The following is a 22,635-nucleotide window of genomic DNA, read 5'->3' as shown; positions in this document are numbered from 1 at the left end:
GACCGTCTGTTTACCTTTAATCGCGCCGGAAAACCAGAGTCGTTCGCCCCAGCGTCACGCGAGTGCCGTTCTGGAGCTCGACCCGGCGAACCGGCTGGCCGTTGACGAAGGTGCCGTTCGTGGAGCCGAGGTCGACGAGCGCGACCAGGGGACCCTCCACTCGCAGCTCGGCGTGGTGCCGGGACACACCCGGGTCGACCAGCCGTAGATCGCAGTCGGTGCCCCTGCCGAGCAGGGTCACCGGTGTTGTCAGGTCGAAGGACCGCTGGCCCTGCGGGTCGTCCTGGGTGGACACCAGCAGGCGGGGGCGGCCTCCGAAGGCGTGGGATTTCGCGGCGGGCACGTCGCTCACCGGCTGGCGGATCTCGTCCTGCTCGACCGTCGCGCCACGGATCACGCCCGAGCGGATGCGGAACAGGCCGACCGCGAGGTCGTCGGCCGTCTCGAAGCGGACCCTGACCGGCCCCACGAAGGAGTAGCCCTGTTCCTTGGCGTACTCCCTGGCGAGGTTGGCCAGCTCGTGGCTGATGCTGTCGGAGTAGACCTCCAACCGCTCGTTGTCGGTCGTGGACAGTTCGACCACGAAGTCGTTGGGCACGAGAGTGCGTCCCTGGGCGACGATCGCCGCCCGCTCGTCCATCTCCCGTTGGACCGCACTGGCGACCTCTACCGGCTGAAGGTCAGATTTGAACGCCCGTGCAAAGGCCCCTTCAACCAAACCTTCGAGCCTCCGCTCGAAACGCTGAAGGACTCCCACCGGGTACCTCCCCTCCTCCGTCTATGTGGTCGCGGCCGCTTGGGGGCTCGTTGGCTCGTTCCTCGCTCTCTCGCACCCAGCTGCTCCGCTTTCGCATCTAGGAGGATCGTATCCGGGTTCATGGGTACGGGCCGATCCGTGCTAATGTTTCGACCGCACCCAACAAGGGCGGGTGGCGGAACGGCAGACGCGCACGGTTCAGGTCCGTGTGTCCGAAAGGACGTGAGGGTTCAAATCCCTCCTCGCCCACAAGATCATCACCCCGGTCATGCGAGCATCGCAACCGGGGTTTTGTCGTTTCCTGGCGAACCGCGTATCCATCTGAGCCATCCGTAAGGTCTCGTGGCGGGCCGAGTCGATCATCGATCAAGGTAGTCGCTCGCTCCGTTATAGAGAAGTCTCAGGGGTTACGCATGGGTCTTGTGGTTTTTGGACCGCTACGACATGCCCATCGGTTCTACCCGGTCACGCTTGCTGATCACTTTCGGATGACTTGCAGTGATTCGCCGGTGTCTGATTACGCTTACAGAGAACACGGGCCGGAAAATAATCTTTCCCCGGCCCGTGTCGTCCTCCCACCGGTTCCGTGATCGATCTGGCCGGTCTCTCGCCGGCCCGGTGGGGCTCTCACCGGTCTGAGCGGGCCTTCACCGGTCTGGCCGGTATTTCGCCGCTCCCGCTGCTCTTTCCCCGGTCTCGCCGCTCCCGCGGACGCCGGGAGCGGCGAGGACCGTTAGCGAGCCGCGGGCATCCGTACGTCCAGGATCTCGCCGAGCAGGTCCGTGAGGCTCACCATGCCGACCACCTCGCCACCGCCGTCGGTGACCAGGCCCAGGTGCGCGTGGGCGTCCTGGAGCGTGGAGACCGCGTCGGGGATCGTGGTCTCCTTGGCCAGGCGCGGCACCGGGCGGGCGAGCTCGGCGGGGCTCGCCTCCGGCCGGACGAGGATGTCCCTGACGTGCACCACGCCCAGGACGTCGCCCGGCCTGCCGGAGGTGACCAGCATGCGCAGGTGCCCGTCGCGCGCGGCGACCTGGCGCATCCGCTCGCTCGTCGCGTCGGCGGGCACCGAGGTGGTCTTCTCCAGCGGCAGCATCAGCCGCTCCACCGGCTGCTGGTGGACCCGCAGGGCCCGGGTGAGCAGGTCGTGCTCGTCGCGGTCGAGCAAGCCCATCCGGCCCGACTCGCCGACCAGCATCGCCAGCTGGACCGGGGTCCTGGTGGTGGCCAGCTCGTCCTTGGGATGCACCCCGAACAGTCTCAGGATCCCGTTCGTCAGCCCGTTGAGCGCGGCGAGCACCGGCCGGACGACCCAGGTGAAGCCGCGGAACGGCAGGGCCAGGCCCATCGCCGCCATCTCCGGGTGGGTCAGCGCCCACGACTTGGGAGCCATCTCGCCGATCACCATGTGCAGGAAGGTGACGAACGCCAGCGCGATCACGAGCGAGACGGGGACCCGCAGCGACTCGGGCAGGCCGACCGCGCCGAAAACCGGCTCCAGCAGGTGTTCGATGGCCGGTTCGGTCACCATGCCCAGGCCGAGCGAGCACAGCGTGATGCCCAGCTGGGCTCCGGCCAGCATCAGGGAGAGCTCCCTGCCGCCGCGCACGGCGGCGCGGGCGGCGAGCCGGGTCAACCGGCCTCCCCGGCTCGCGAGCTCCTCCAGGCGGTGCCTGCGGGCCGAGATCACCGCGAACTCGGCGGCGACGAAGAAGGCGTTGCCGATCAGCAGGGCCACGCCGAGCAGCAGGGCGGAGGTGGTGCTCATCGCCGCCTCGCCTCGCTCCGCTCGATCATGGGCGTCTCGGGGCCACGCTCGATCATCCACGGCGCGGTCATCGCCGGTCGGTCCTCTTTCCCGGTTCTCGCCTCCGGGGCGTCCCCGGGATCGGCGTCCTGCGACGCGGTGAGCGACAGCCGCACCCACTCGGGGACCCTGCGGTGCACCGAGAGCACGGTGAGCGCCGCCTCCCTCTCGTCGGCGCTGTCGTTCTCCAAGGGGTCGTTGCGCGACGTGAGCGTGACGGTCACCTGGTCGCCGGGCTCGCTCATCCGGCCGAGGGTGGCGAGCACGAGGCCCGCGACGGTGTCGTAGTCGTCGCTCTCGGGGAGTTGCAGGCCGATGGCCCGCTCGATCTCGTCCAGCCGGAGCGTGCCCGGTAGGTCCCAGGTGCCCTCGTCGCCCGCGACGACCCCGGCGGGCTCCGGGTCGTTCTCGTCGATGAGCTCGCCGACGAGCTCCTCCGCGAGGTCCTCTATGGTGACCACGCCGGCCAGGCCGCCGTACTCGTCGATGACGCACGCCAGGTCGTCGTGGGCGGTGCGCATGCGCTCCAGTACGAGGGGCAGCGGCGAGGAGGTGGGCACCAGGAGCGCGGGGCGGGTGATCTTTTCCAGCGTGCCGTCGGCCAGTCCCGACCTGAGCAGCTCGCGGACGCCGGTGACGCCGACGACGTCGTCGCCGTTCTGGTTGCAGAGCACCGGATAGCGGGAGTGGCCGTGCCTGCGGACGGCGTCGATCAGGTCGGAGATCGGCCGGTCGTCCCTCAGCAGCACCACGCGGGGACGCGGCACCATGACGTCCTCGGCGGTGCGGTCGCCGAACTCCAGGGCGCGGCCCAGCAGCTCCGACAACCTCGGCGGCAGGTCACCCGCGGTGGCGGACTCGGAGATGATCCGGGACAGCTCCTCGGGGCTGGCGCCGTGCTCGATCTCCTCCACCGGCTCCACGCCGACCCGGCGCAGCAGGCCGGTGGCGGCGGAGTCGAACAGGCGGATGACCGGCCCGGCGATCCGCAGGTAGATCATCGTCGAGCGGGCGAGGAACTTCGCCACCGGCTCGGGACGGGCGATGCCCAGGTTCTTGGGGGCCAGCTCACCGAAGACCATCTGGATGACGGTGGCCACCGCGACGGCCAGCGCCACGGCGATGCCGGGCACGGCCCCGCGCGGCACTCCCGCGGTCTCCAGCCAGGGGCGGATGACGGTGGCGATGGCGGGTTCCGAGATGAAGCCGACGAGCAGGGCGGTCACGGTGATGCCGAGTTGCGCCCCCGACAGCATGAACGACAGGCGTCCCGTCACCTCCAGCGCCCGTGCCGCGGCCGCGTCGCCGGAGTCGGCCTGCTCGCGCAGCACGCCGCGGTCCGCCGCGACGAAGGCGAACTCCTGGGCGACGAAATAGCCGGTGGCGAGGGTGAGCAGGAGGATGGCCAGCAGGCCCAGAGCCGTGTTCACCGGGCGGCTCTCCCGGTCGGTTCAGTGGTGCCCGTGCGTTCGCACGGGCAGGTATTCCACGGGTCCGGAGTGGACACGATCATCCTTTCGAGCAGAGGTAGTCCTCTACCGTAACGATCCGGGTGGGGGCTGATGTTTCCGGATCGGCCGACGATCGCATTGCTGGTCGCTAACAACCTGTCTGAGTACTTTTACACAGGGAAACCTTGGGCGCCTGGCGGCAGGCGCCCCAGCCACGACGTAGCGTCGATAATGACGTTTTCACCATGAGATCAAGAAGTGGCGGGACAAGACGTGGCTGACAGGCCCGAAGACGACGATCGCACTCGCGCGCTGCGATCGCCCACGCCGGGGCCCGTGCCGCCGAGAGCGGCCGGGCAGCCCGCCTACCCCTCGCCTGGCGGTCCGGGGACGCCCGTCCGGCAGTCGGCCTCCTCGCGGCGGGAGGCACCCGTGCGGGAGGAGACGTCGCGCGAGGTGCCGCCGCCCCGGGGCGGGCGGGTGTACGGCAAGGCCAGGTCGGGTTCCGGCCCGGTCAAGCCGCTGAACGCGCCCCCGGCCCCGCCCGGGGACTCCGGCGGCCGAGGAGGCGGGAGCGCGTCGCGCATGCCCGGCTGGCGGCCGAAGCGTCCCGGCAGGCTCATCGTGCGGATCCTCGCCGGGCTGGTCGTCGTGCTGCTCGTCCTGGCCGTCGGCGGATATTTCGTGATCAACTCGCGGCTGACCAAGATCGAGGCGCTCACCGACTACGAGGGCCGTCCCGCCGACACCCCCGGCACCAACTGGCTGCTGGTCGGCTCCGACAGCCGCGCCGGCCTGACCGCGGCCCAGCGCAGGAAGCTCGCCACGGGCAAGGCCGTGGGCCGCAGGACCGACACGATGATGCTGCTGCACATCCCCGAAGGCGACGGCCGCCCGACCCTGGTCAGCCTCCCGCGCGACTCGTACGTGCCGATCGACGGTCACGGCAGCAACAAGCTCAACGCCGCCTATGCCTTCCAGGGCGGCCAGCAACTGCTTCCCAAGACCGTGGAGCAGGTCACCGGGCTGCGTCTCGACCACTACATGGAGATCGGCTTCGGCGGCTTCGTGGGGATCGTGGACGCCATCGGCGGGGTCGAGATCAACGTCAAGCAGGCGATCAAGGACCCCAAGGCCGGGATCAACCTGAAGAAGGGCCTGCAGACGATGGACGGGGGGACGGCCCTCGGCTACGTCCGCACCCGCGCCACCGGCGCGATCCCCGACCTCGACAGGACCCAGCGCCAGCGCCAGTTCTTCTCCGCGGTGGTGAAGAAGGCGGCCAGCCCCGGCGTCCTGATCAACCCCTTCACATCCGTCCCGCTCGCGCTGAGCGCGGCCGACTCGGTGTCCGTCGGCGAGGAGACCGGCGCCTTCGACCTGCTCTCCCTCGGCCTCGCCATGGGCGGCAACCCGGTCACCACGGTCGTGCCCATCGGCTCCCTGCCCACCATCGACGGCCAGTCCGTCGTGAAGTGGGACCGGGAGAAGGCCCTGCGCATGTTCGAGGCCCTGGCCCAGGACAAGCCCGTGCCCGAAGACGCCCTCGGCAAGTGACGTCCCGCCCCGGCCCCAGGGCCGGGGCGCCTGCCCGGCGGTTCCCGTCCACGGCACTTTCCTCCGGCCCTCCCGCCCCCGGTCGTCTCCCCGAAGCGACACGGAGATGACGCGGAGACGACGCGGAGGCGGGGCGGGCACGGGATAGGACGTCCTCGCCGGGCGGAGCACCTTCGTGACAGTGCCCGCCCGGCGAGGGCCGGCGGACCTCAGCTGCCGGCGCTGACGACGACCCCCGCTATCACGGCCGCCATGACGGCGGCATTGACGGCGGCGATGGTCTGGGAGACCGCCTTGCCGGCCCACTCGCCCTCGGTGATCTCCTTGATCCGTTCCTTGCTCGCGCCGGGGAACGCCTTACGGTCGATCTTGGCCGCGTGCAGGATCGCGATCAGCACCGCGGCCCGCTCGTCGGGGGTGGCGCCGGACAGCACGCTCTGGACCCGCTCGCGGATCGCCAGCTCGACGCCGGGGTCGCGCTCGGGGTAGCGGGTGCTCGGGAAGATCCCCAGGACCTTGCGCCGCTCCTCGTCCAGCACGCCCCGCTCCGCCAGGCGCGCCAGCAGGCGGGCGCGAAGCTTGCCGGAGTGGAGCCTCTGCACCCACCACTCGGGCTTGCGCGCCCTGGACTCCGCCGCGATCCTGGCCAGCGCCGTGTCGAGCTCCTCGTCCCCGACCGGGGTCGCGTCGAGAACGGCGACCTTCTTGTCCGCGAGGTCGATCCGGCCGCCGACGGCCAGTTCCGCCAGCAACGCGCCGCCGAGCGCGGCGTCCAGCTCCGAGGAGCCGATGAGTTGTCTGCCCTGCTCCTCGTCGTACGCGAGCAGGAGCACTTCCTCAGCGATCGTCGTCATCGTCCGACACTACGTCGCGGGCGCTTCGCGGCCGTAAGCACTCCGTAATCGATCTAGGGCGGTATCGCGGATAGCCTCGGCACCGAGGCCGGAGGGACGTCTCGACTTCCTCGCCGTAACCGGAGGCCAGGGGTCTCCACGCCGGAGGTATGCGATGGGAGTCCAGATGAGGGTCAAGAGGCTGCTCCGGCACCCCGTCACGTGGGGTGTCCTGGCGCTGGGCGCCGTCGCGCTCGGTGTCGCGCTGTACCTGTTCCAGCCATGGCGCCTGTTCACCACCGTCGAGGTGAACGAGGCGCTGCCCGTCGCGGCCGCGTCCCCCGGGCCGGAGGCCACCGGGCAGGGCGAGCCGGCCGAGCCGGCCGAGCCCGCCAGGGCCACCGAGACCGCCCAGGATCAGGAGCCGAAGGTCATCGCCACGGGCACGTTCATCTCCCACGAGCACGAGACCGAGGGCAGGGCGAGGGTACTGGAGCTGTCCGACGGGAGCCGGGTCCTGCGAATCGAGGACCTGAACACCTCCGACGGCCCGGACCTGCGGGTCTGGCTCAGTGACCAGCCCGTCAAGAAGGGCAACGCGGGATGGTTCAACCTGGACGACGGCAAGCACCTCGAACTCGGCGACCTGAAGGGCAACAAGGGCAACGCCAACTACGCCATTCCCGCCGGGGCCGACCTCGACAGCCTGAAGTCCGTCACCATCTGGTGCAAGCGCTTCAGCGTCTCCTTCGGCGCCGCCGCCCTGACCTGACACAATCTCCGACCCATGAGCGTTTCTGAGGAACTCCACGTCATCGGCCGCCCGCTCGTCGAGGCGCAGCTCGCCCATCCGACGGTGGCGGGCATCGCGCGGGGAGATCTGCCCGAGCCGGTGTTCCGGTCGTGGCTGGAGCAGGATTACCTGTTCCTGCTCGACTACGTCCGCGTCTTCTCGAGACTCGCCTGGCAGGCCCCGGACGGGCATCTGGGCGACCTGGTGGACCTGGCGCACGTCACCTTCCACGAGGAGCTGAGCCTGCACCGGTCGCTGTCGGCCGAGTTCGGCGCCGACCTCGGCGGGGCGAGGAAGGGCCCGGCCTGCGCGGCGTACACCTCCTTCCTGCTCGACTCCGCGGCCGTCTACGCCGACGGCCTGGCCGCGCTATACCCCTGCATGTGGGGTTACTCCACGCTCGGCCGCGCCCTGGCGGAGAATCCGCCTGCCGAACCCCGCTACCGCGCCTGGGTCGACACCTACGCCCACCCGGCCTTCGCCGAGCTGACCGGGCGCATCGCGGTGATGATCGACGAGGCGGCGCCGGACCCGGGCAGGGCCGGACAGCTGTTCGCCGAGGGAATGGCTCACGAACTCGCCTTCTGGGACGTGCCCTGACCCCGTCCGCCCGTCCGCCCGTTCGCCCGGCTGCCGCCGCGGGTCGGGTGATCTGGTAGGGCTGGACGTACCGAATTGGCCTGCTATCAGGGGAAATCGAAGGTCCGGATGAGGGCATCCACGTGGCTTTGCGCCCCATCCGGTGGAGGAGTTGGAACAATGGGCGTATGAGTGTTCCTGAGGTCGAGGCGCAGGCCGTGCCGGATGACGCGTTCCTGCTCGACGTGCGCGAGAACGACGAGTGGCGTGCCGGGCACGCGCCCGGCGCCGTCCACATCCCCCTGGGTGAGCTGCAGTCCCGGGTCGACGAGGTGCCCAAGGGCGCGCCCGTCTACGTGATCTGCCGGGTCGGCGGCCGTTCCGCGAACGCCACCGCCTGGCTCAACCACGTCGGCTGGGACGCGATCAACGTCGGCGGCGGCATGCGGTCCTGGGACGGCGCGGGGCGTCCGATGATCGCCGAGAGCGGCCAGGACCCCTTCGTCGCCTGAGCCGCCTGAGCCGCCTGAACCGTGCGAGGGGGAGCCCTCGCCGAGACGTGAGGGGGGAGCCTCCGCCGAGACTCTTGCCAAGAAAGGAATGAATGGCATAATCAGGGCGAATGTCTACCGCGGGAGCTCGGGCGTAACCGGGCTGAGAGGGCGGAACACGCAGAGGGTCTCATCGACCTCCGACGCGCCGCCGACCGCATGAACCTGTCCGGGTAATGCCGGCGTAGGGAGTGTGCGTGATGACGTCTGCCGCCGTCGATTCCAAGGGTTCCGGCGATTCCGGGGACTCCGGGGCGGCCGAGGCGCCCCTCACGCTCGGCGAGGCTCCTCCCAAGGCCCTCGGCGTGCTCGACCAGGGTGCGCTCTGGGCCAACCTGGGTGTCAGCCTGCTCGGGTTCTCCGGCGCGATCGCGCTGATCAATCCGCTCGGCGACCGGCCGCTGAGCTTCATGGCCGCGATCCTGGCCGCCGTCGTGGGCAGCGTCATCGGTACCGCGATGGTCGGCCTGGCCGCGATTCCCGGGCAGCGGACCGGCGCTCCGGCGATGGTCCTGCTGCGCGGGCTGTTCGGGGCGAGGCTCTCCTACCTGCCGACTGTGCTGAACATCGTCCAGATGCTGGGCTGGGGAGCCTTCGAGCTGTGGGTCATCGCCCAGGGCGCCCAGGCCATCGCCGGATCCTTCGGCGTCGAGGTGCCCTACGCGGTCTGGGTGGTCGTCGCGGGGGTGATCACCACCGCGCTGACCATCCGGCCGCTGGGAGCGGTCCGCCTGCTCCGCAGGTACGTCACCGCCGGCGTGGTGATCTCGATGATCTGGTTCATGGTCGCCCTGTTCCAGCGGGGACCGGCGATCGGCGGCGGATCCTGGGAGGCGTTCGCACCGTCGGTCGACTACGTGATCGCGCTGTCGGTCTCGTGGGTACCGGTCGCGGCGGACTTCGCCCGCTTCTCCCGCTCCGGCAGGGCCGCCTTCACCGGGGTCGTCGGCGGTTACACGATCGCCCAGGTGGCCTGCCTGGTCCTCGGCATCGCGGCGCTCGCGCTGGTCGGCAACGACCCGAACCAGGTCTGGGACCCCTTCGTGGCCGCGGCACTCGGCCCGCTGTTCTTCGGCATCCTGGTGCTGCGCGAGACCGACCAGTCGTTCGTGAACGTCTACTCCACCGCGATGTCGCTGCAGAACCTGCTGCCCAGGCTGGACCGCCGGATCATCTCCGTGGCCATCGGCGTGCTGGTCACCCTGCTCGCGATCTTCGTCAACGCCGAGACCTACACCGGCTTCCTCGGCCTCATCGGGGCGGTCTTCGTGCCGATGTTCGCGGTGCTCGCCGCGGACTACTTCCTGCTCGGCGGCGCCAGGCGCTGGGACACCTCGGAGACCGCGCCCTCGCGCCCGCTCATGGTGCTCCCGTGGGTGCTGGGCTTCGTGACCTGGTGGATGCTCGCCGCGCTGCCGGCCGCCCCGGAGGTCGCGTGGTGGACCTCGTTCTGGAACGGTGCCCGCGACGCGCTCGGCTTCGTCCCGCAGCCGTGGATGAGCGCGTCCGTCGGCGCGTTCCTCGTCGCGGGTCTCGTCACCCTGGGGCTCGGCGCGCTCCGGCGCCGCTCCTGACCGCGCCGCCGTACGGCTCCGGCGGTTTCGGGTCGTGGAGGCGGTCGTGGGCGGTCCCAGGGGGCACTGGGAGTCCCGGGGGTCCTGGGGAAGGCGGGCTACGCGCCGCCGCCGGGCCCGCGGAGCACGGCGGCGGACTCGATGCGCAGCAGTCGTTCCTTGGCGGCCGAGCCTCCGGCGTATCCGCCGAGGACGGCCTCGCTCTCGACCACCCGGTGGCACGGCACGATGACGCACACCGGGTTGCTGCCCAGCGCGTTGCCGACCGCCCGCAGCGCGCGCGGCCTGCCGATCCGCTCGGCGATCTCGAGGTAGGTCGTCACCGTCCCGTACGGCACCGCGAGCATCATCTGCAGCACGGTCCTGGAGAACTGGGTGGCCAGGCGCAGGTCGACCGGCGTCGTGAAGGCGCGGAGCCTGGCGGAGAAGTAGGCGTCCAGCTCCCGGCGCACCGGGTCGAGCCGCCGGGCGTCCGGCCCGATGAACGTGCCGACCTCCCTGCTGATCCGCTCGAAGACGACGTTCTCGTCCTCGTAGCTGCAGGCCACCACACCCCTGCTCGTCACGGCGAGGGTCAGACGCCCCAGCGGGCCGTCGAGCGTGCCGAACGCGATGTCGGGATGGCTCGTGCCGACGTAGTCGGGCGAGGTCACCCGTAGCAATGCATCGATGTCGCCGGATGACATGGCCCCACCCTTTCGTATCCAGGTGTGTGGTGACCGCAGAGTATCGGACGGATCGCCCGGCCAGTGGCAACACGTGCGGGACGAAAGTGCCAAGATCAGACCGGTTGAGACGGCACTATGGGTGTGTGGTGGACTACAGGGCCGACAGTGACGGGGGCATCGGCCGTGAGGTCGTCGCCGCGGCGCCCAACGCGATCGTCGCCATCGATCGCGAGCAGACGGTCCTCGCCTGGAATCCCGCCGCCGAGCGCCTGTTCGGCTGGTCGGCCGACGAGATGGTCGGCCGCCGGGTGCCGGTGGTCCCCGAGGAGCTGACGGCCGAGCACAACGCGGTCCTGGAGAAGGTCCGCACCGGCGGCCAGGTCTCGCTGAGGACCAAGCGGTTCCGCCGCGACGGCAGCCTGCTCGACGTGCGGGTCGACACCGCCGCGCTGTCCGCGCCGGACGGCGCCCTCCTCGGCTACGTGAGCGTCTACCACCTGGCCCAGGACGACGAGACCGCCAACGACCGCAACGCCCGCCGGGCGCAGCTCGTCCGCAGGCTCACCGACGTGGTCGCCGACATCAACGCCGAGCTGGAGCTGCCCGCCGTGCTCGACCGGATCGCGGCGAGCCTCGCCGACCTGACCGGAGCCGACGCGGGCGGGTTCGTGATGATCGAGGGCGACCGGCTCCGCCTCGTGGCCTGCCACAACCTTCCCGACTCGCTGCGCGACTCGACCGCCGACCTCCGCACCAGCCTGGTCGGCAAACTGCTGCGCGAGGGCAGGACCGTCCTGCTGGAGACCGGCGACCAGGACCGGCTGGACCGGTTGATCTGGTCGCGGCTGCCCGGCCTGCACACCATCGCGCTCGGCCTCGCGGCCATGGGCGGGCGGTCGTACGGCGCGCTGTACGCGCTGTTCGCCAAGCGCAAGGCGGGCCACCTGGAGCTGGAGCTGCTGGAGCTCCTCGCGGGTCACGCGGGCATCGCCGTGGGAAACGCCATGGCCTACCAGGAGGCCGTGCGGCAGCGCGCCCACGAGCGGGCGGTGTTCGACGCCAGCGCCGACGGCATCGCGGTCCTCGACGACACGGGCCGGGTGGTCCAGTGGAACCCGGCCGCCAGCGAGCTGACCGGCTTCCACGCGGCCGAGGTGATCGGCGGGCCGCCGCCCTTTCAACTGCCGGGCCCGGGGGACAAGCTCAGCATCCAGCTGCCCTCGGGCACCTGGCTGGACGTGCTCTGCGCGGAGATCGTGGAGACGGGCGAGATCGTGGTCGACTTCCGCGACGTCACCCGCGCGAAGGAGCTGGAGGAGGCCAAGGACCTCTTCCTCGCCACCACCAGCCACGAGCTCCGCACGCCGATCACCGTGGTCCGCGGTTTCGCCAGCACGCTCGACAGTCGCTGGGACAGCATGGCCGAGGCCGAGCGACGTGCCGCCGTGCACACCATCGCCGAGCGGGCCCGCTCGCTGGGCCAGCTCATGGACCACCTGCTGCTGGGCTCGCGCGCGGGCGCCGGCGAGCTCACGCTCAGGATCGAGAGCTTCGACCTGGCCGAGCTGGTCCGGGCCGCCACGCTGGGTCTGCCGATCCTGTCGGACCTGCACCGGGTCGAGGTCGACGTCCCCGACGATCTGCCCCCGGTCTCCGGTGACGCGCTGGCCACCGACATCCTGCTGGCCCAGCTGCTGGAGAACGCCTTCAAGTACTCGCCGGACGGTGGCCTGATCAGGGTCGAGGCCTGGGTGGACGGCGACCGGGTGGTGCTGGTGGTGGACGACGAGGGCGTCGGTATCGCCCATGCCAGCAGGGAGCGCGTCTTCGAGCGCTTCGTCCAGGCCGACAGCGGCGACCGCCGCAGGTTCGGCGGGGTCGGCCTCGGCCTCTACATCGTGCGGAGCCTCGCGCGGGCGCAGGGCGGGGAGGTCTCGGCGCATCCGCGTCCCTCCGGCGGCACCCGGATGAGGCTGGCCCTTCGTATCGCCGACACGCCGGGCGCCCTTACCTGATCGACACGCCGAACCAGTAACGAGTCGGTAACGGATGCGCTGATCTATTGTCGAATGTGCACAAGCTGTAATTGACGCCCGGTTTCCACGACTATCTAACGGGGCATTTCGGTCGTACTGGGGTGAGTTCCTCAGGGGGGAACAGGCATACGGGGAGGTGAGTGCGTCGAGCGTCGTTCTGTTGCCGTATGCACCGTCCAGCGTCGCTGTCGCACGCCAGCGCCTCTGCTCTGACCTGCAGGAACGAGGTGTGTACGAGACCGCTATCGACGACGCGGTGCTCGTGGTCAGCGAACTGCTGAGCAACGCGCTGCGTCACGCCCACCCGTTGCCGTCAGGACAGATCAGAGTGTCATGGCGCTGGACCGAAGAGCATGTCGAGGTCGCTGTGAGTGACGGTGGCGCGGCCACCGAACCGCGGGCGGGACGCCCGACGCTCTCCTCCCTGGGAGGGCGAGGCCTAGGAATCGTCGAGTATCTGGCCTCCAATTGGGGCGTCAGGCACGAGGGGGACATCACCACGGTATGGGCGGTGGTCACGGCGGTCGACACGGTAGGTAACGGCCACGTTTCCACTCCCGAACCCGCTCTCAGGGAATGCGGATAACCCTCTTTCCGGGTTTCGTCCCGCTTCAAATGTCGTGAAGCGGGACGGGACCGGGTACCTCTCCGGTGGGGCGACGTCGTTATCAGGCGTGAAGGCTTTCTCGCGGGATGACGCCCTTATCAGGCGTGAAGGCTTTCCCGCGGGATGACGCCCTTACCAGGTGTGAAAGTTTTCCCGCGGAATGGCGTCCTTACCAGGTGTGAAGGCTTTCCGGCGCCGACTACCCCTCCCGCCGATCGGCGGGACGCGATTCTTCCTCGGTCCTCGGTCCTCGGTCCTCGGTCCTCGGTATCCGGTGCCCGGTATCCGGATTCCCGAGTGCCGCCCCGCCCTCAGCCCCCGGCGAGCGCCGGGCGGTGCAGCACGGCCTTCTCTCCGGCCGTCCAGGCCGTCGTGACGAGGAGATAGACCCCCGCCGCGAGCGGCAGCACCGCGGCGACCAGGACGGTCCCGTACGGCAGCAGGGGCAGTATCCGGCGCAGCGCCGCGGGCTGCACGTCCTCGCTCATCGTGCGCCGCATCCGGCGGGACGTGATCCACGCCACGGCGACGAGCAGCAGGAAGAGCCCGGCGAAGACCAGGGTCGGGCCGCTGATCAGCCCGAATCCGGCCACCGTGCCCGCGAACTGCTGACCGAGCGGCACCCCGAAGAGCCCGTGGGTCAGGAGCGCGTTGGCCTGCCCGGCGATCGTCGAGGAGATGAACACCTGGTACGTCACCATGAGGAACGGCATCTGCGCCACGGACGGCAGGCACCCGGCCAGCGGCGAGGTCTTCTCCCTGGCGTAGAGGGCGGCCAGTTCCCGCTGGAGCCGCTCGGGGTTGCGGCCGTGGCGCTTCTTGAGCCTCTGGAGCTCCGGGGCGAGGCGTACCCTGGCCCGCTCGCCCCTGGCCTGCATGACACTGAGCGGGAGCAGCAGCAGCCGGACGAGGACGGTGAACACGACGATCGCCGGAGCGGTGGAGCCCAGCGGCTCGGCGAGCGCGGCGATGAGGCCGGCGGTGAACGCGATGACGGGGTCGAACATGAAAGGGCCCTTCTGAGCGGAGTGGAGACGGCACAGAAGGCGCCCGCGAACCGCGGGGTCTTTCCTGGACGCGTACGCGCGGCGCACGGCGGCCGGGTGCCTCCGGGGCACGGTGATCACGTGTGTACACGGTGATCACGCGCGTGCGGGGCATGCCGGTCACGTGCGCGCGGGGCACGCGAGGATCGCGAGAGGTCGCGGAGGATTACGCGGGCGCCGGGCCCGCGGAGGGTGCTCTGGGCCGGGATCTCCCGGCCGCGTCTGGGTCGCGCTGCCGGACGAACATCGTCCGTCTGGCCCGGTCGCGCCGGGACATCGGCGACCGTGACTCCGTACCCGAGGTGACGGGCGCCGGGCGCAGAGCCCAGGCGAGCAGGAGCACGCCCAGCCCGACCACGGCGGCGGCCGTCAGGACACCGCCGCCGTCGAACATCCAGACCGCCAGGGTCTGGACGGCGAGCAGCAGGTTCACTTCTTGAACTTGGCCACCGCGGTGACCAGCGCGACGACCACGAAGGCCACCACCGCCAGGACGAGCGCGAACTTCAGCAGCCCGAAGAGGGCGGGCAGCACGAACCCGAACACCACGTAGAGCGCGAGCAGGACGCCCAGAACCCCCAGCACGATACGACTCATGCGATCCACCGTACGCCGGGCGGGGCGACGGCGGGCGCCTTGATCGTAACGATGGTCATAACGATCGAGTGCTTACGGACCGGTGACACGGCTTAGGGATCGTCCCCTCGCGGGCCTACCGTGGGGGCCATGAGTGCGCGGATTCTGGTGGTCGACGACGATTCGATGGTGGCCGAGGTCGTGGCCCGCTACCTGGAACGCGACGGTCACGTGGTCGAGTGCGTCGGAGACGGCGCCGAGGCGCTCAGACGCGCGCTGGCCAATCCGCCCGACCTGATGGTGCTCGACCTGATGCTCCCCAAGATGGACGGCCTCCAGGTCTGCAAGAAGCTCAGGGAGCGGTGGCCGGTTCCGGTGATCATGTTGACCGCGCTCGGCGACGAGCTGGACAGGGTCGTCGGCCTGGAGACCGGCGCCGACGACTACGTCACGAAGCCCTTCAGCCCCCGGGAGCTGGCGCTGCGCGTGCAGTCCGTACTGCGGCGGGCGCGCGGGTCCTCCCTGCCGGCCGGTACCGGCGTGCTCAGGGACGGCGAGCTGGCTGTCGACGTCGGTGCCCACGAGGTGCGGCTCCGCGGTGACGAGATCATGCTGACCGCCCGCGAGTTCGACCTCCTCGCCCACCTGATGCGCAACCCCCGCCAGGCCTTCAGCCGTTCCGCCCTGCTCGACCAGGTCTGGGGCTGGTCCTTCGGTGACTCGTCCACGGTGACCGTCCACGTCCGCCGCCTCCGCGAGAAGATCGAGCCCGACCCGACCGACCCCCGGCGCATCGTCACCGTGTGGGGCGTCGGCTACCGCTACGAACCGCTGGCGGAGTCGTGATCCCGGAGATCCTGCTGATCGTCGCCGTCACCGCCGGGCTCGGCCTGCCGGTGGCGCTGGCCGGGCTGGGCACGATGTGGCTGCTGCGCGAGCGGTCGATCGGCGTGATGCTCGCGGTGGTCGTCGTGGTGACCGTCGTGGCGACGGTCGGCGGCATGGTGGCCCTCACCCTGAAAATGATCATCGAGGGGACGTCGAGGGACATCGTGCTCAGCGTCGTCGTCGTGGGCGGTCTGGTCGGGCTGGGCGTCGCGACGGTGCTCTCGCGCCGGGTCGTGGCGGCCAGCCGCAGGCTCGTCGACGCCGTGCACGCCGTACCGGCCTCGGGGGAGTTCACGCCTCCCGAGGGGCTGCCCGCCGAGCTCGGCACGATCGCCGGAAGCCTGGACCAGGCCTACCGGCGGCTGCGCCTCGCCAATGAGCGCGAGCGCGCCCTGGAGAGCGCCCGCCGCGAACTCGTCGCCTGGGTCAGCCATGACCTGCGCACCCCGCTGGCGGGCATGCGGGCCATGGCCGAGGCCCTGGAGGACGGGGTGGTCGCCGACCCGGAGACCGTCGGCCGCTACCACCGGCAGATCCGCCTGGAGGTGGACCGGCTGTCGGGCATGGTCGACGACCTGTTCGAGCTGTCCAGGATCCACGCGGGGACGCTGCGCCTGTCGCGCGACCGGATCGGCCTCGGCGACCTGGTCGCCGACGCGCTGGCCGGGGTGGAGGAGCTGGCCAGGGGCAAGAGGGTGAGACTGGCCGGCGAGGTCGGCCCGGTGGTCCCCGTCCAGGCCGACGCGGCCCAGCTCTCCCGGGCGCTGCGCAACCTGGTGGTCAACGCGATCAGGCACACTCCGGGCGACGGCACGGTCGTGGTCCGCGCCTCGGTCGAGGACGACACCGCCTGCCTGTCCGTCGCCGACGGCTGCGGCGGCATCCCGGCCGACGACCTGCCCCGCGTCTTCGACGTCGCCTTCCGTGGCGAGACGGCCCGTACCCCCAGCGCCGACGGCGCCGGGGCGGGTCTCGGCCTGGCGATCGCGCGCGGCATCGTCGAGGCCCACGAGGGGGCGATCGGCGTCGTCAACTCCGGCCCCGGCTGCCGCTTCGAGATCCGCCTGCCGCTCTCCGCCTGAGCGGCCCGGCCGCTCCGGTCCTGCCGGGTCCGGTCCGGACGTACGCCGGTGAGCGCGGAACGCGGGGCGGGTGGGCGGTGGGCGGTCAGCTCGCGGCGGTGCCGTTGGAACCGGTGTTGCCGGCGGCGGTGCCGTTGGCGGTCGGCGCGGGCGTGACGTGGCTCGTGGTGCCCTGCGGGCCCTCGGGCCTCACGGAGACCATGAGGGTCATCTGCGCGCACTCGCCGCCCTCGGTGTCGGGTTCGACGTGCTGGCAGGAGGTCAGCCTCCTGGTGGTGCCGAGAGACTCCACCATCGCCCGGAACGTCGGGCACGGCCAGCGCCACATGCAGCTGCGGCAGCGCAGGATCGGATGCGCGGCGTCGCTGGTGATGCCGCCCGCGTCGCGCGGCTGGTGCAGGTCGAGCAGCCTGACGCCGAGCGTGGCGAAGTCGAGGAGCTCTTCGCGCGCTCCCTCGAGGAAGTCGAGGTCCTCGGTCGACAGGCGGGTTCTGATCGGGACGTATCCCTCGTGGTTCACCAGGCTTCGCAGTGAGCTCGCCGCGTCGCGCCACGAGGTGGCCTTGTCGGTGCGAGTGATCATGGATTCCAGGTGCTCCCGAAGCCGCTGTCGCTGGAGATCCTCAGGTAGGTCGGTGTTCATGGGTGCGTTCGAGCCCGTTTCTTGTAACTCAACGGCCGCCACTGACGTAGCGCAGCGACGATCGGGAGGCGCCGGGTCTCCTCCCCTTTCCGGCCAAGCCGGTGTTGCTTAGTGTCAAGCTTCGCGCACTCAGGGTTTCCGTGAGGCGGAAACGGGGGACAAAGGGCGGACGACTCGGGTTGTTCAAGAGAACGTGACCAGCGGCTCTCGCGCCGCTAGTGTGCCCGCTGTGGAGCTAAAAGTCTCAACTCGATCTCATGCCGGGCACACCGTCGTGACCATCGTTGGCGAAATCGACCTATACACCGCGCCTCGCCTGCAGGCCGAGTTCACTCGGTTGCTTGGGCAGAGCCAGACCATGCTTGTCGTCCTCGACATGTCCGCCGTGGAGTTCTGTGACTCCACCGGCATGAACGTGCTGCTCTCCGCGCTCAAGCGACTGCGCGAGCGGGGTGGCACGCTGGAGGTGGCGGCGCCCCGGCCGGCCGTACGCAAGATCTTGCAGGTCACCGGCCTCGACTCCGTCTTCGTCGTGCACGAGACGCTGCCGGAGAAGCTGCTGACCTCCGACTCCCAAGGATGACGTCCTCCCCACGGCTGATGCCCGGGGTCTCCACACTGGAGGTGTTCGATGACCGGCACGGCGGCGATCATTCCCGCCAAGGATGAGGGCGACAGGATCGGGGCCACCGTGGCCGCGGTCCTGGCGCTGCCCGGCGTCGATCTCGTCGTGGTCGTCGACGACGGCTCCGTCGACCAGACGGGGCGGGTGGCCAAGGCCGCCGGGGCCCGGGTCGTGCGGCACAGCCACAACCGGGGGAAGGCCGCCGCCATGGAGAGCGGTGCCCACGCCGTACGCCTGCTCGACGGCGAGGAGCCCCGGCACCTGCTGTTCCTCGACGCAGACCTGGGCGAGACCGCCCGTACGGCCGTGCCGCTGATCGAGCCGGTCGCGGCGGGCGAGGCCGACATGACGATCGCCGTCTTCGTCACCCGCGTGAAGCTCGGCGGCCACGGGTTCGTCGTGAGGCTCGCGCGCGAGGGAGTCGAGCGCGCCACCGGCTGGACGCCCGCCCAGCCGCTCAACGGGCAGCGTTGCCTGACCCGGGCGGCCTTCGAAGCCGCCCGCCCGCTGGCGCGCGGTTTCGGCGTGGAGACAGGTCTCACGATCGACCTGCTCAGGAAGGGCTTTCGCGTGCGCGAGGTCCCGGTCGAGATGGCACACCGGGCCACCGGCACCGACTGGAAGGCCCAGATCCACCGGGCCAGGCAGTTCCGCGACGTCGCCCGCGCCCTCCTGGCACGCCGCTGACCCCGACCGGCTGGTCCGGACCGCCGGCCGGGCCCCGCGGCACCACCCGGTTCACCGGTGTCACCCCGGGCCCCGCAGCGGGCACTGCACCGGGCACCGTGCCGGGTGTGCTGGAATTTGCGGGTGACTCGGGATGCGTCGGTCGTCGACGAGAGGCGGAGTCCCGCCGGCGATACGCCGCGCGGGCTCGACGTGGCCGCGTTCGGAGCCGTGGGGCTCTCGGTGGCGACCACGGTCCTGATCGGGCTGCTGGGCCCCTCGGCCATGGTCCCGAGGTTGCCAGGGCCCTCCTGGCAGCCTCCGTACTCGCTGGAGGCCCACCCCGGCGCCCATCTGGCCATCGCCCTGGGCGCCGTCGCGATCGTGCTGGGCGGGCTCGGCCTCGCCGCCGCGCTCAGGTCCCGGTGGCGGCCCGACCCGCGCCGGCTGCTCTACGCCGGTTGCGCGGTGGCGGGCCTGCTCGCCTTCCTGCCGCCCTCCGGCTCGGCCGACCACCTCAACTACGCCGCGTACGGCCGCCTGGTCACGCTCGGCCAGGACCCGTACGCGATCACCCCCGCCGCACTCCCCGGCGACCCGGTCACCGGCGCGGTGGAGGAGTGGGCCGGTGTGACCAGCGTCTACGGCCCGGTCGCCACCGCGGTGCAGGCGCTGGCGAGTTTCGTGGGCGGCGACTCGGTCAGGCTGACGGTCTTCGCGATGGCCGTCGTCAACGCGGCGGCGTTCATCGGCACGGCGCTGCTGCTGCACCGTTTCGCCAGGGGTAACGCCGACCTCCAGCGGCGGGCGGCGCTGCTGTGGACGGTCAACCCGCTGATGATCTACCACCTGGCCGCCGGGATGCACGTCGACACCCTCGCCATCGCCTGCATGGTCGCCGCGCTCACGGTTCGCGGCGCCGCCTCGGGGCTGCTGCTCGGGGTGGGCATCGGGGTCAAGCTCAACGCCGGGCTCGTCGCCCTCGGACCGGCGTGGGAGCTGCGCCGCTCGCCGGGCAGGCTCGCCGTGGTGGCGGGGACCGCGACGGCCACCGTGGTGGCGATCTACGCCGTCGCCGGGCCGCACGTGCTCGACCAGGTGAGCGCCGCCAGCAGGAAGGTCTCCCTCGCCACGCCCTGGCAGCTCGTCAAGGTGGGGCTGCAGTCGCTCTTCGGGCCGGGCGCGTACTCGGCCTGGATCCAGATCGGATCCCTGCTCCTGATGGCCTGCCTGGCCTGGCTGGTGCTGCGGGCGCCGGGGTCGGCCGGGTCGGCCGGGTCACAGCCCGCCGGTACCGCGCCCGCCGTCGCCGCCGCGATGGTGGTCGCCTGGCTGTTCGCCGCGCCGTACGCGCTGCCCTGGTACGACGGGCTGGCCTTCGCGCTGCTGGCCCTGGCGTCCTGGCCCGCGCTGGAGGCGTTCATGGTGGCCAGGGTCGTCGTGCTGTCGCTGGGCTACCTTCCGGCCAGGGAGGCGCTGCGGCCCGACGACCTGCTCTGGACGAAGACGCTGCTCAGGGAGACGGTGGTGCCGTGGACGCTGCTGGCACTGACGGCTGCCCTGGCGTGGTGGGCGGCGAGAGCCGGACGGCGCGCACGCAGGCGGCCAGCGTCAGCGGCACCGCGACCGTGAGGGCCATGGCCGGGATCGCGATGCCCGAGTCGTTCATCAGGAACCCGATCAGCGCGCAGGCCAGCGCCCCGATCAGCCCGGCGCGCAGCGCGGGCGCGAGCGCGTAGGCCCGGCCCAGGGCCGACGCGCCCCACCGCGACGGGCGGTCGAGCACCAGGAACAGGAACGCCAGCGCGACCAGCGTGAGCAGCGACAGCGACCAGTTGCCGACCGTGACCCCGATCATCGCGCCGAACTTGCGGCCGACCACGGTCCAGGCCTCCCCGTCCAGCACCTGCTGCACGAAGGCGCCCAGGTGGGTGCGCTGTCCGGCGGGCCGCAGCCAGTCGGCCACCGCTATGGCGCCGATCAGCAGGCCGCCCGCGAGGCCGGCCAGGACCAGCCTGACCGGCGAGACCCGCCCGCCGGACAGCAGGATCAGGAAGACCGCGACCCCGACCAGGAAGGCCGGGACCCCGCCGAAGTCGGCACCCCACGCGGGCCAGCCGTCGGCGAACACCGCCAGCCCCCCGTACGCCGCGCACACCGTGAGCGCGAGCGAGCGCCGGCCGCGCGAAATCAGCCACTGGGCGATCCCGGCGAGGGCCAGGATCGTGCCGGCGGAGTAGACGGCGAAGGCGATGTTGCTGAAGCCGTAGAAGCGTCCGCCGGTGACCGGCTCGTAGCCGGTGACCGCGTTCACCTGCAGCGTCGAGCCGTTCATCACGTCGGCCAGCAGCGCCACCGAGGTGACGGCGGCGACCACCGTCAGCGGGCCGAGCGGGTGCGCCCGCCACGGGCCGGCGAGCGCCACCCCGGCGACCGCGCAGGCGAAGCCGAGGATGGTCACGATCACCCAGAACATCGGCGCGGGCAGGCTCCACCAGGGGACCAGCTGCGCCAGGAAGGTGGAGACCGCGATCGCCCCGCTGACCACGGCGACGACCCGGACGGCCGTCAAGGCGCGGGAGCCGCCCCAGCCCCGGCGGATCGCGGCGGCGGCCAGCAGGTAGAACAGGATCTGGACCGCCACGAACACCGCGAAGAACGGTCCCCTCACCTCGCGCAGCACCTGGCTCGCCAGGTCGTCGTCGGCGAGCTTCCCGGCCGTCGCCGCGACCGGCTCCCCGCTCGGCACGTCGCCCAGCCAGGGGCGTCCCACGACCCCGTTGGGGATCTTCATGTTCAGCAGGCCGATCGCGGTGGCGGTCAGGTCGGTGTTCGTGACCAGGCCGTCCTGGCGGGTGGAGGTGGCGGTGAGGTAGCCGCGCGCGTACGTTCCCCCGTCGGGGGACGGGCCCCGGGCGATCGCCACGTGCAGGTGGGGCACCACCGAGGTGTCGGCCAGGCCCCCGACCAGGACCGTGGTCCCCGTCCCCGGCGACGGGGTCCCGCGTGACGGGGGCAGGCGGTCGAGGACCGCGCCCACCACGCGGTCGGCCCCGGCCACGGCCTCCCGCCTGGCCTGGCCGGTCATCCCGTCCGCGGTGCCGGCCGGGGTGCGGCCGGCGCCGGTCCAGGCCCTGGTGAGGTCGTCGGCCTCGACCACGATCAGGCCGTACGGGGACAGGTCGCCCAGTTGCTCAATGCTCGCCGCGTATTTCCCGATTTTCCCTGACTTGTTGGCGGCGGCGAGGGCGGCTCCCGGCCCGACGGCGGCCACCTTCAGGCCCGCGCCGGTCGCGAGCTCGCCCAACTGCCCGAGAACCGGCCGGTAGGAGGTGGTGGCGTTGAAAGCGGACAGCTCGGCCCAGCCGGGCACGCTCGCCCCGCCGCCGGGAGCCGGCTCCGGCGGGCGCGGGGGCTCGCAGCCCGCACCGGGCGCGCCCGCGCGCTGACCGGCCGAGACCGTCAGCCAGCCCGCCACCGGGCAGGTGATCCCCCGATCGGGCGGCGGGACCGCCCGGGTGGACATGGACGCGGAACCGCCCTCGCCCACCAGCCTCCACAGGTTCGGGGTCCGCTCCCGGTCCAGGTCACTCCACTCCAGGCCCGGTATCCCGACGATCACCACCTTCTCGGGAAGCGCCTTTGCCGAGGCGCCCGTCGTACCGGCACCGAAGGCGCCCAGAGCGCCCGGGGCGCCTGAAGTTCCAGAAGCGCCGGAGGCGGCGAAGGACTTCGAGGCGCCCGGGACGCCGAGGAGGACGCAGAGCACGGCCAGCAGCAGGGACGCGGCGGCCGGAGCGGTCCTGGCGACCCGGTGGAGCGGCGGTCGCGTCACGGTCCCGTCGGTGGCCGGGCGCGCGGTCCCGTGGCCGCGGTGTGCCGAAGCCATCCGGTTC

22 protein-coding genes, 1 tRNA gene and 1 riboswitch are annotated in these 22,635 nt (G+C 71.3%); of the genes, 13 read left to right on the top strand and 10 right to left on the bottom strand.

Annotated features, from left to right (window positions below; genetic code table 11):
* Positions 1-16: 16 nt before the first annotated feature.
* Complete coding sequence (locus tag ACTOQ2_RS19745; protein WP_329088344.1) at positions 17-757, bottom strand: DUF3662 and FHA domain-containing protein; 741 nt, start codon at positions 755-757, stop codon at positions 17-19.
* A 166-nt stretch (positions 758-923) separates the two neighbouring features.
* Between ACTOQ2_RS19745 and ACTOQ2_RS19740 the strand changes: the two genes are divergently transcribed.
* Positions 924-1,006 (top strand) — tRNA-Leu (locus tag ACTOQ2_RS19740).
* A gap of 484 nt (positions 1,007-1,490) precedes the next feature.
* Here the strand turns inward: ACTOQ2_RS19740 and ACTOQ2_RS19735 are convergent.
* Together ACTOQ2_RS19735 and ACTOQ2_RS19730 are read right to left on the bottom strand one after the other, a co-directional pair.
* Positions 1,491-2,525, bottom strand: coding sequence for a hemolysin family protein (locus ACTOQ2_RS19735; protein WP_440101166.1), 1,035 nt, complete (start codon positions 2,523-2,525; stop codon positions 1,491-1,493).
* Complete coding sequence (locus ACTOQ2_RS19730; RefSeq protein ID WP_440101164.1) at positions 2,522-3,994, bottom strand: hemolysin family protein; 1,473 nt, start codon at positions 3,992-3,994, stop codon at positions 2,522-2,524. Before ACTOQ2_RS19730 ends, ACTOQ2_RS19735 begins: the two co-directional genes overlap by 4 nt.
* A gap of 453 nt (positions 3,995-4,447) precedes the next feature.
* Here ACTOQ2_RS19730 and ACTOQ2_RS19725 point away from each other — a divergent pair, with 453 nt between their 5' ends.
* A complete protein-coding gene (locus ACTOQ2_RS19725) occupies positions 4,448-5,572 on the top strand; it encodes an LCP family protein (RefSeq protein ID WP_440101162.1) in 1,125 nt (374 codons plus the stop codon).
* A gap of 209 nt (positions 5,573-5,781) precedes the next feature.
* Here ACTOQ2_RS19725 and ACTOQ2_RS19720 read toward each other — a convergent pair whose 3' ends face one another.
* A complete protein-coding gene (locus ACTOQ2_RS19720; protein ID WP_440101160.1) occupies positions 5,782-6,426 on the bottom strand; it encodes a GOLPH3/VPS74 family protein in 645 nt (214 codons plus the stop codon).
* 166 nt (positions 6,427-6,592) lie between these two features.
* On the opposite strand from ACTOQ2_RS19720, the gene ACTOQ2_RS19715 reads away from it, so the two are divergent.
* From ACTOQ2_RS19715 to ACTOQ2_RS19700, 4 genes are all read left to right on the top strand, one after another.
* Entirely contained in the window at positions 6,593-7,177 is a 585-nt protein-coding gene (locus tag ACTOQ2_RS19715; protein ID WP_440101158.1) for a DM13 domain-containing protein, read from the top strand.
* A gap of 15 nt (positions 7,178-7,192) precedes the next feature.
* Positions 7,193-7,798 (top strand): TenA family protein, encoded by a 606-nt coding sequence (locus ACTOQ2_RS19710; RefSeq protein ID WP_440101156.1) that lies wholly within the window; start codon positions 7,193-7,195, stop codon positions 7,796-7,798.
* Between the two features lie 167 nt (positions 7,799-7,965).
* Positions 7,966-8,289, top strand: a complete 324-nt coding sequence (locus tag ACTOQ2_RS19705; RefSeq protein ID WP_362688508.1) for a rhodanese-like domain-containing protein — start codon at positions 7,966-7,968, stop codon at positions 8,287-8,289.
* Positions 8,290-8,398: 109 nt separating this feature from the next.
* A riboswitch (TPP riboswitch) is annotated at positions 8,399-8,537 on the top strand.
* A complete protein-coding gene (locus ACTOQ2_RS19700) occupies positions 8,529-9,902 on the top strand; it encodes a purine-cytosine permease family protein (protein WP_440101154.1) in 1,374 nt (457 codons plus the stop codon). (Overlaps the previous riboswitch by 9 nt.)
* A gap of 98 nt (positions 9,903-10,000) precedes the next feature.
* On the opposite strand, the gene ACTOQ2_RS19695 is transcribed toward ACTOQ2_RS19700, so the two are convergent.
* Positions 10,001-10,588: a methylated-DNA--[protein]-cysteine S-methyltransferase gene (locus ACTOQ2_RS19695; protein WP_440069645.1), complete on the bottom strand. Its 588-nt coding sequence runs from the start codon at positions 10,586-10,588 to the stop codon at positions 10,001-10,003.
* Positions 10,589-10,713: 125 nt separating this feature from the next.
* On the opposite strand from ACTOQ2_RS19695, the gene ACTOQ2_RS19690 reads away from it, so the two are divergent.
* On the top strand, positions 10,714-12,585 hold the full coding sequence (locus ACTOQ2_RS19690; RefSeq protein WP_440101152.1) for a PAS domain S-box protein: 1,872 nt from the start codon (positions 10,714-10,716) through the stop codon (positions 12,583-12,585).
* Positions 12,586-12,742: 157 nt separating this feature from the next.
* Positions 12,743-13,192, top strand: a complete 450-nt coding sequence (locus ACTOQ2_RS19685) for an ATP-binding protein (RefSeq protein WP_440101150.1) — start codon at positions 12,743-12,745, stop codon at positions 13,190-13,192.
* Between the two features lie 332 nt (positions 13,193-13,524).
* Here ACTOQ2_RS19685 and ACTOQ2_RS19680 read toward each other — a convergent pair whose 3' ends face one another.
* The 3 genes from ACTOQ2_RS19680 to ACTOQ2_RS19670 form a co-directional block, all read right to left on the bottom strand.
* Positions 13,525-14,220 (bottom strand): YidC/Oxa1 family membrane protein insertase, encoded by a 696-nt coding sequence (locus ACTOQ2_RS19680; RefSeq protein WP_440101148.1) that lies wholly within the window; start codon positions 14,218-14,220, stop codon positions 13,525-13,527.
* Between the two features lie 205 nt (positions 14,221-14,425).
* Positions 14,426-14,692: a DUF6412 domain-containing protein gene (locus tag ACTOQ2_RS19675; RefSeq protein WP_440069638.1), complete on the bottom strand. Its 267-nt coding sequence runs from the start codon at positions 14,690-14,692 to the stop codon at positions 14,426-14,428.
* Positions 14,689-14,856 carry a hypothetical protein gene (locus tag ACTOQ2_RS19670; protein ID WP_344915193.1) on the bottom strand — a complete coding sequence of 56 codons (168 nt, stop codon included), beginning with the start codon at positions 14,854-14,856 and terminating at the stop codon, positions 14,689-14,691. The genes ACTOQ2_RS19675 and ACTOQ2_RS19670 overlap by 4 nt, the downstream gene beginning before the upstream one ends.
* 129 nt (positions 14,857-14,985) lie before the next feature.
* On the opposite strand from ACTOQ2_RS19670, the gene ACTOQ2_RS19665 reads away from it, so the two are divergent.
* Together ACTOQ2_RS19665 and ACTOQ2_RS19660 are read left to right on the top strand one after the other, a co-directional pair.
* Positions 14,986-15,681, top strand: a complete 696-nt coding sequence (locus ACTOQ2_RS19665) for a response regulator transcription factor (protein ID WP_440101146.1) — start codon at positions 14,986-14,988, stop codon at positions 15,679-15,681.
* Positions 15,678-16,805 carry a sensor histidine kinase gene (locus ACTOQ2_RS19660; protein ID WP_440101145.1) on the top strand — a complete coding sequence of 376 codons (1,128 nt, stop codon included), beginning with the start codon at positions 15,678-15,680 and terminating at the stop codon, positions 16,803-16,805. Before ACTOQ2_RS19665 ends, ACTOQ2_RS19660 begins: the two co-directional genes overlap by 4 nt.
* Before the next feature lie 85 nt (positions 16,806-16,890).
* On the opposite strand, the gene ACTOQ2_RS19655 is transcribed toward ACTOQ2_RS19660, so the two are convergent.
* The gene (locus ACTOQ2_RS19655) at positions 16,891-17,388 is read right to left on the bottom strand and encodes a hypothetical protein (protein WP_440069630.1); all 498 of its coding nucleotides are present in this window, start codon (positions 17,386-17,388) and stop codon (positions 16,891-16,893) included.
* Between the two features lie 289 nt (positions 17,389-17,677).
* Between ACTOQ2_RS19655 and ACTOQ2_RS19650 the strand changes: the two genes are divergently transcribed.
* The 3 genes from ACTOQ2_RS19650 (at position 17,678) to mptB (ending at position 20,371) form a co-directional block, all read left to right on the top strand.
* Positions 17,678-18,031 (top strand): STAS domain-containing protein, encoded by a 354-nt coding sequence (locus tag ACTOQ2_RS19650; RefSeq protein ID WP_329088376.1) that lies wholly within the window; start codon positions 17,678-17,680, stop codon positions 18,029-18,031.
* Positions 18,032-18,079: 48 nt separating this feature from the next.
* Complete coding sequence (locus ACTOQ2_RS19645; RefSeq protein ID WP_440069628.1) at positions 18,080-18,760, top strand: glycosyltransferase family 2 protein; 681 nt, start codon at positions 18,080-18,082, stop codon at positions 18,758-18,760.
* 123 nt (positions 18,761-18,883) lie between these two features.
* Positions 18,884-20,371, top strand: a complete 1,488-nt coding sequence (gene mptB / locus ACTOQ2_RS19640) for a polyprenol phosphomannose-dependent alpha 1,6 mannosyltransferase MptB (RefSeq protein ID WP_440101143.1) — start codon at positions 18,884-18,886, stop codon at positions 20,369-20,371.
* Here the strand turns inward: mptB and ACTOQ2_RS19635 are convergent.
* Positions 20,253-22,628 carry a hypothetical protein gene (locus tag ACTOQ2_RS19635; protein ID WP_440101141.1) on the bottom strand — a complete coding sequence of 792 codons (2,376 nt, stop codon included), beginning with the start codon at positions 22,626-22,628 and terminating at the stop codon, positions 20,253-20,255. The genes mptB and ACTOQ2_RS19635 overlap by 119 nt on opposite strands.
* Positions 22,629-22,635 lie beyond the last annotated feature (7 nt).

The organism is Streptosporangium sp. H16 (assembly GCF_051918855.1).
Classification (GTDB): Bacteria; Actinomycetota; Actinomycetes; order Streptosporangiales; family Streptosporangiaceae; genus Streptosporangium.
The sequence above is the reverse complement of the archived record's forward strand: the minus strand, read 5'-3'. Positions and strand labels throughout refer to the sequence as shown.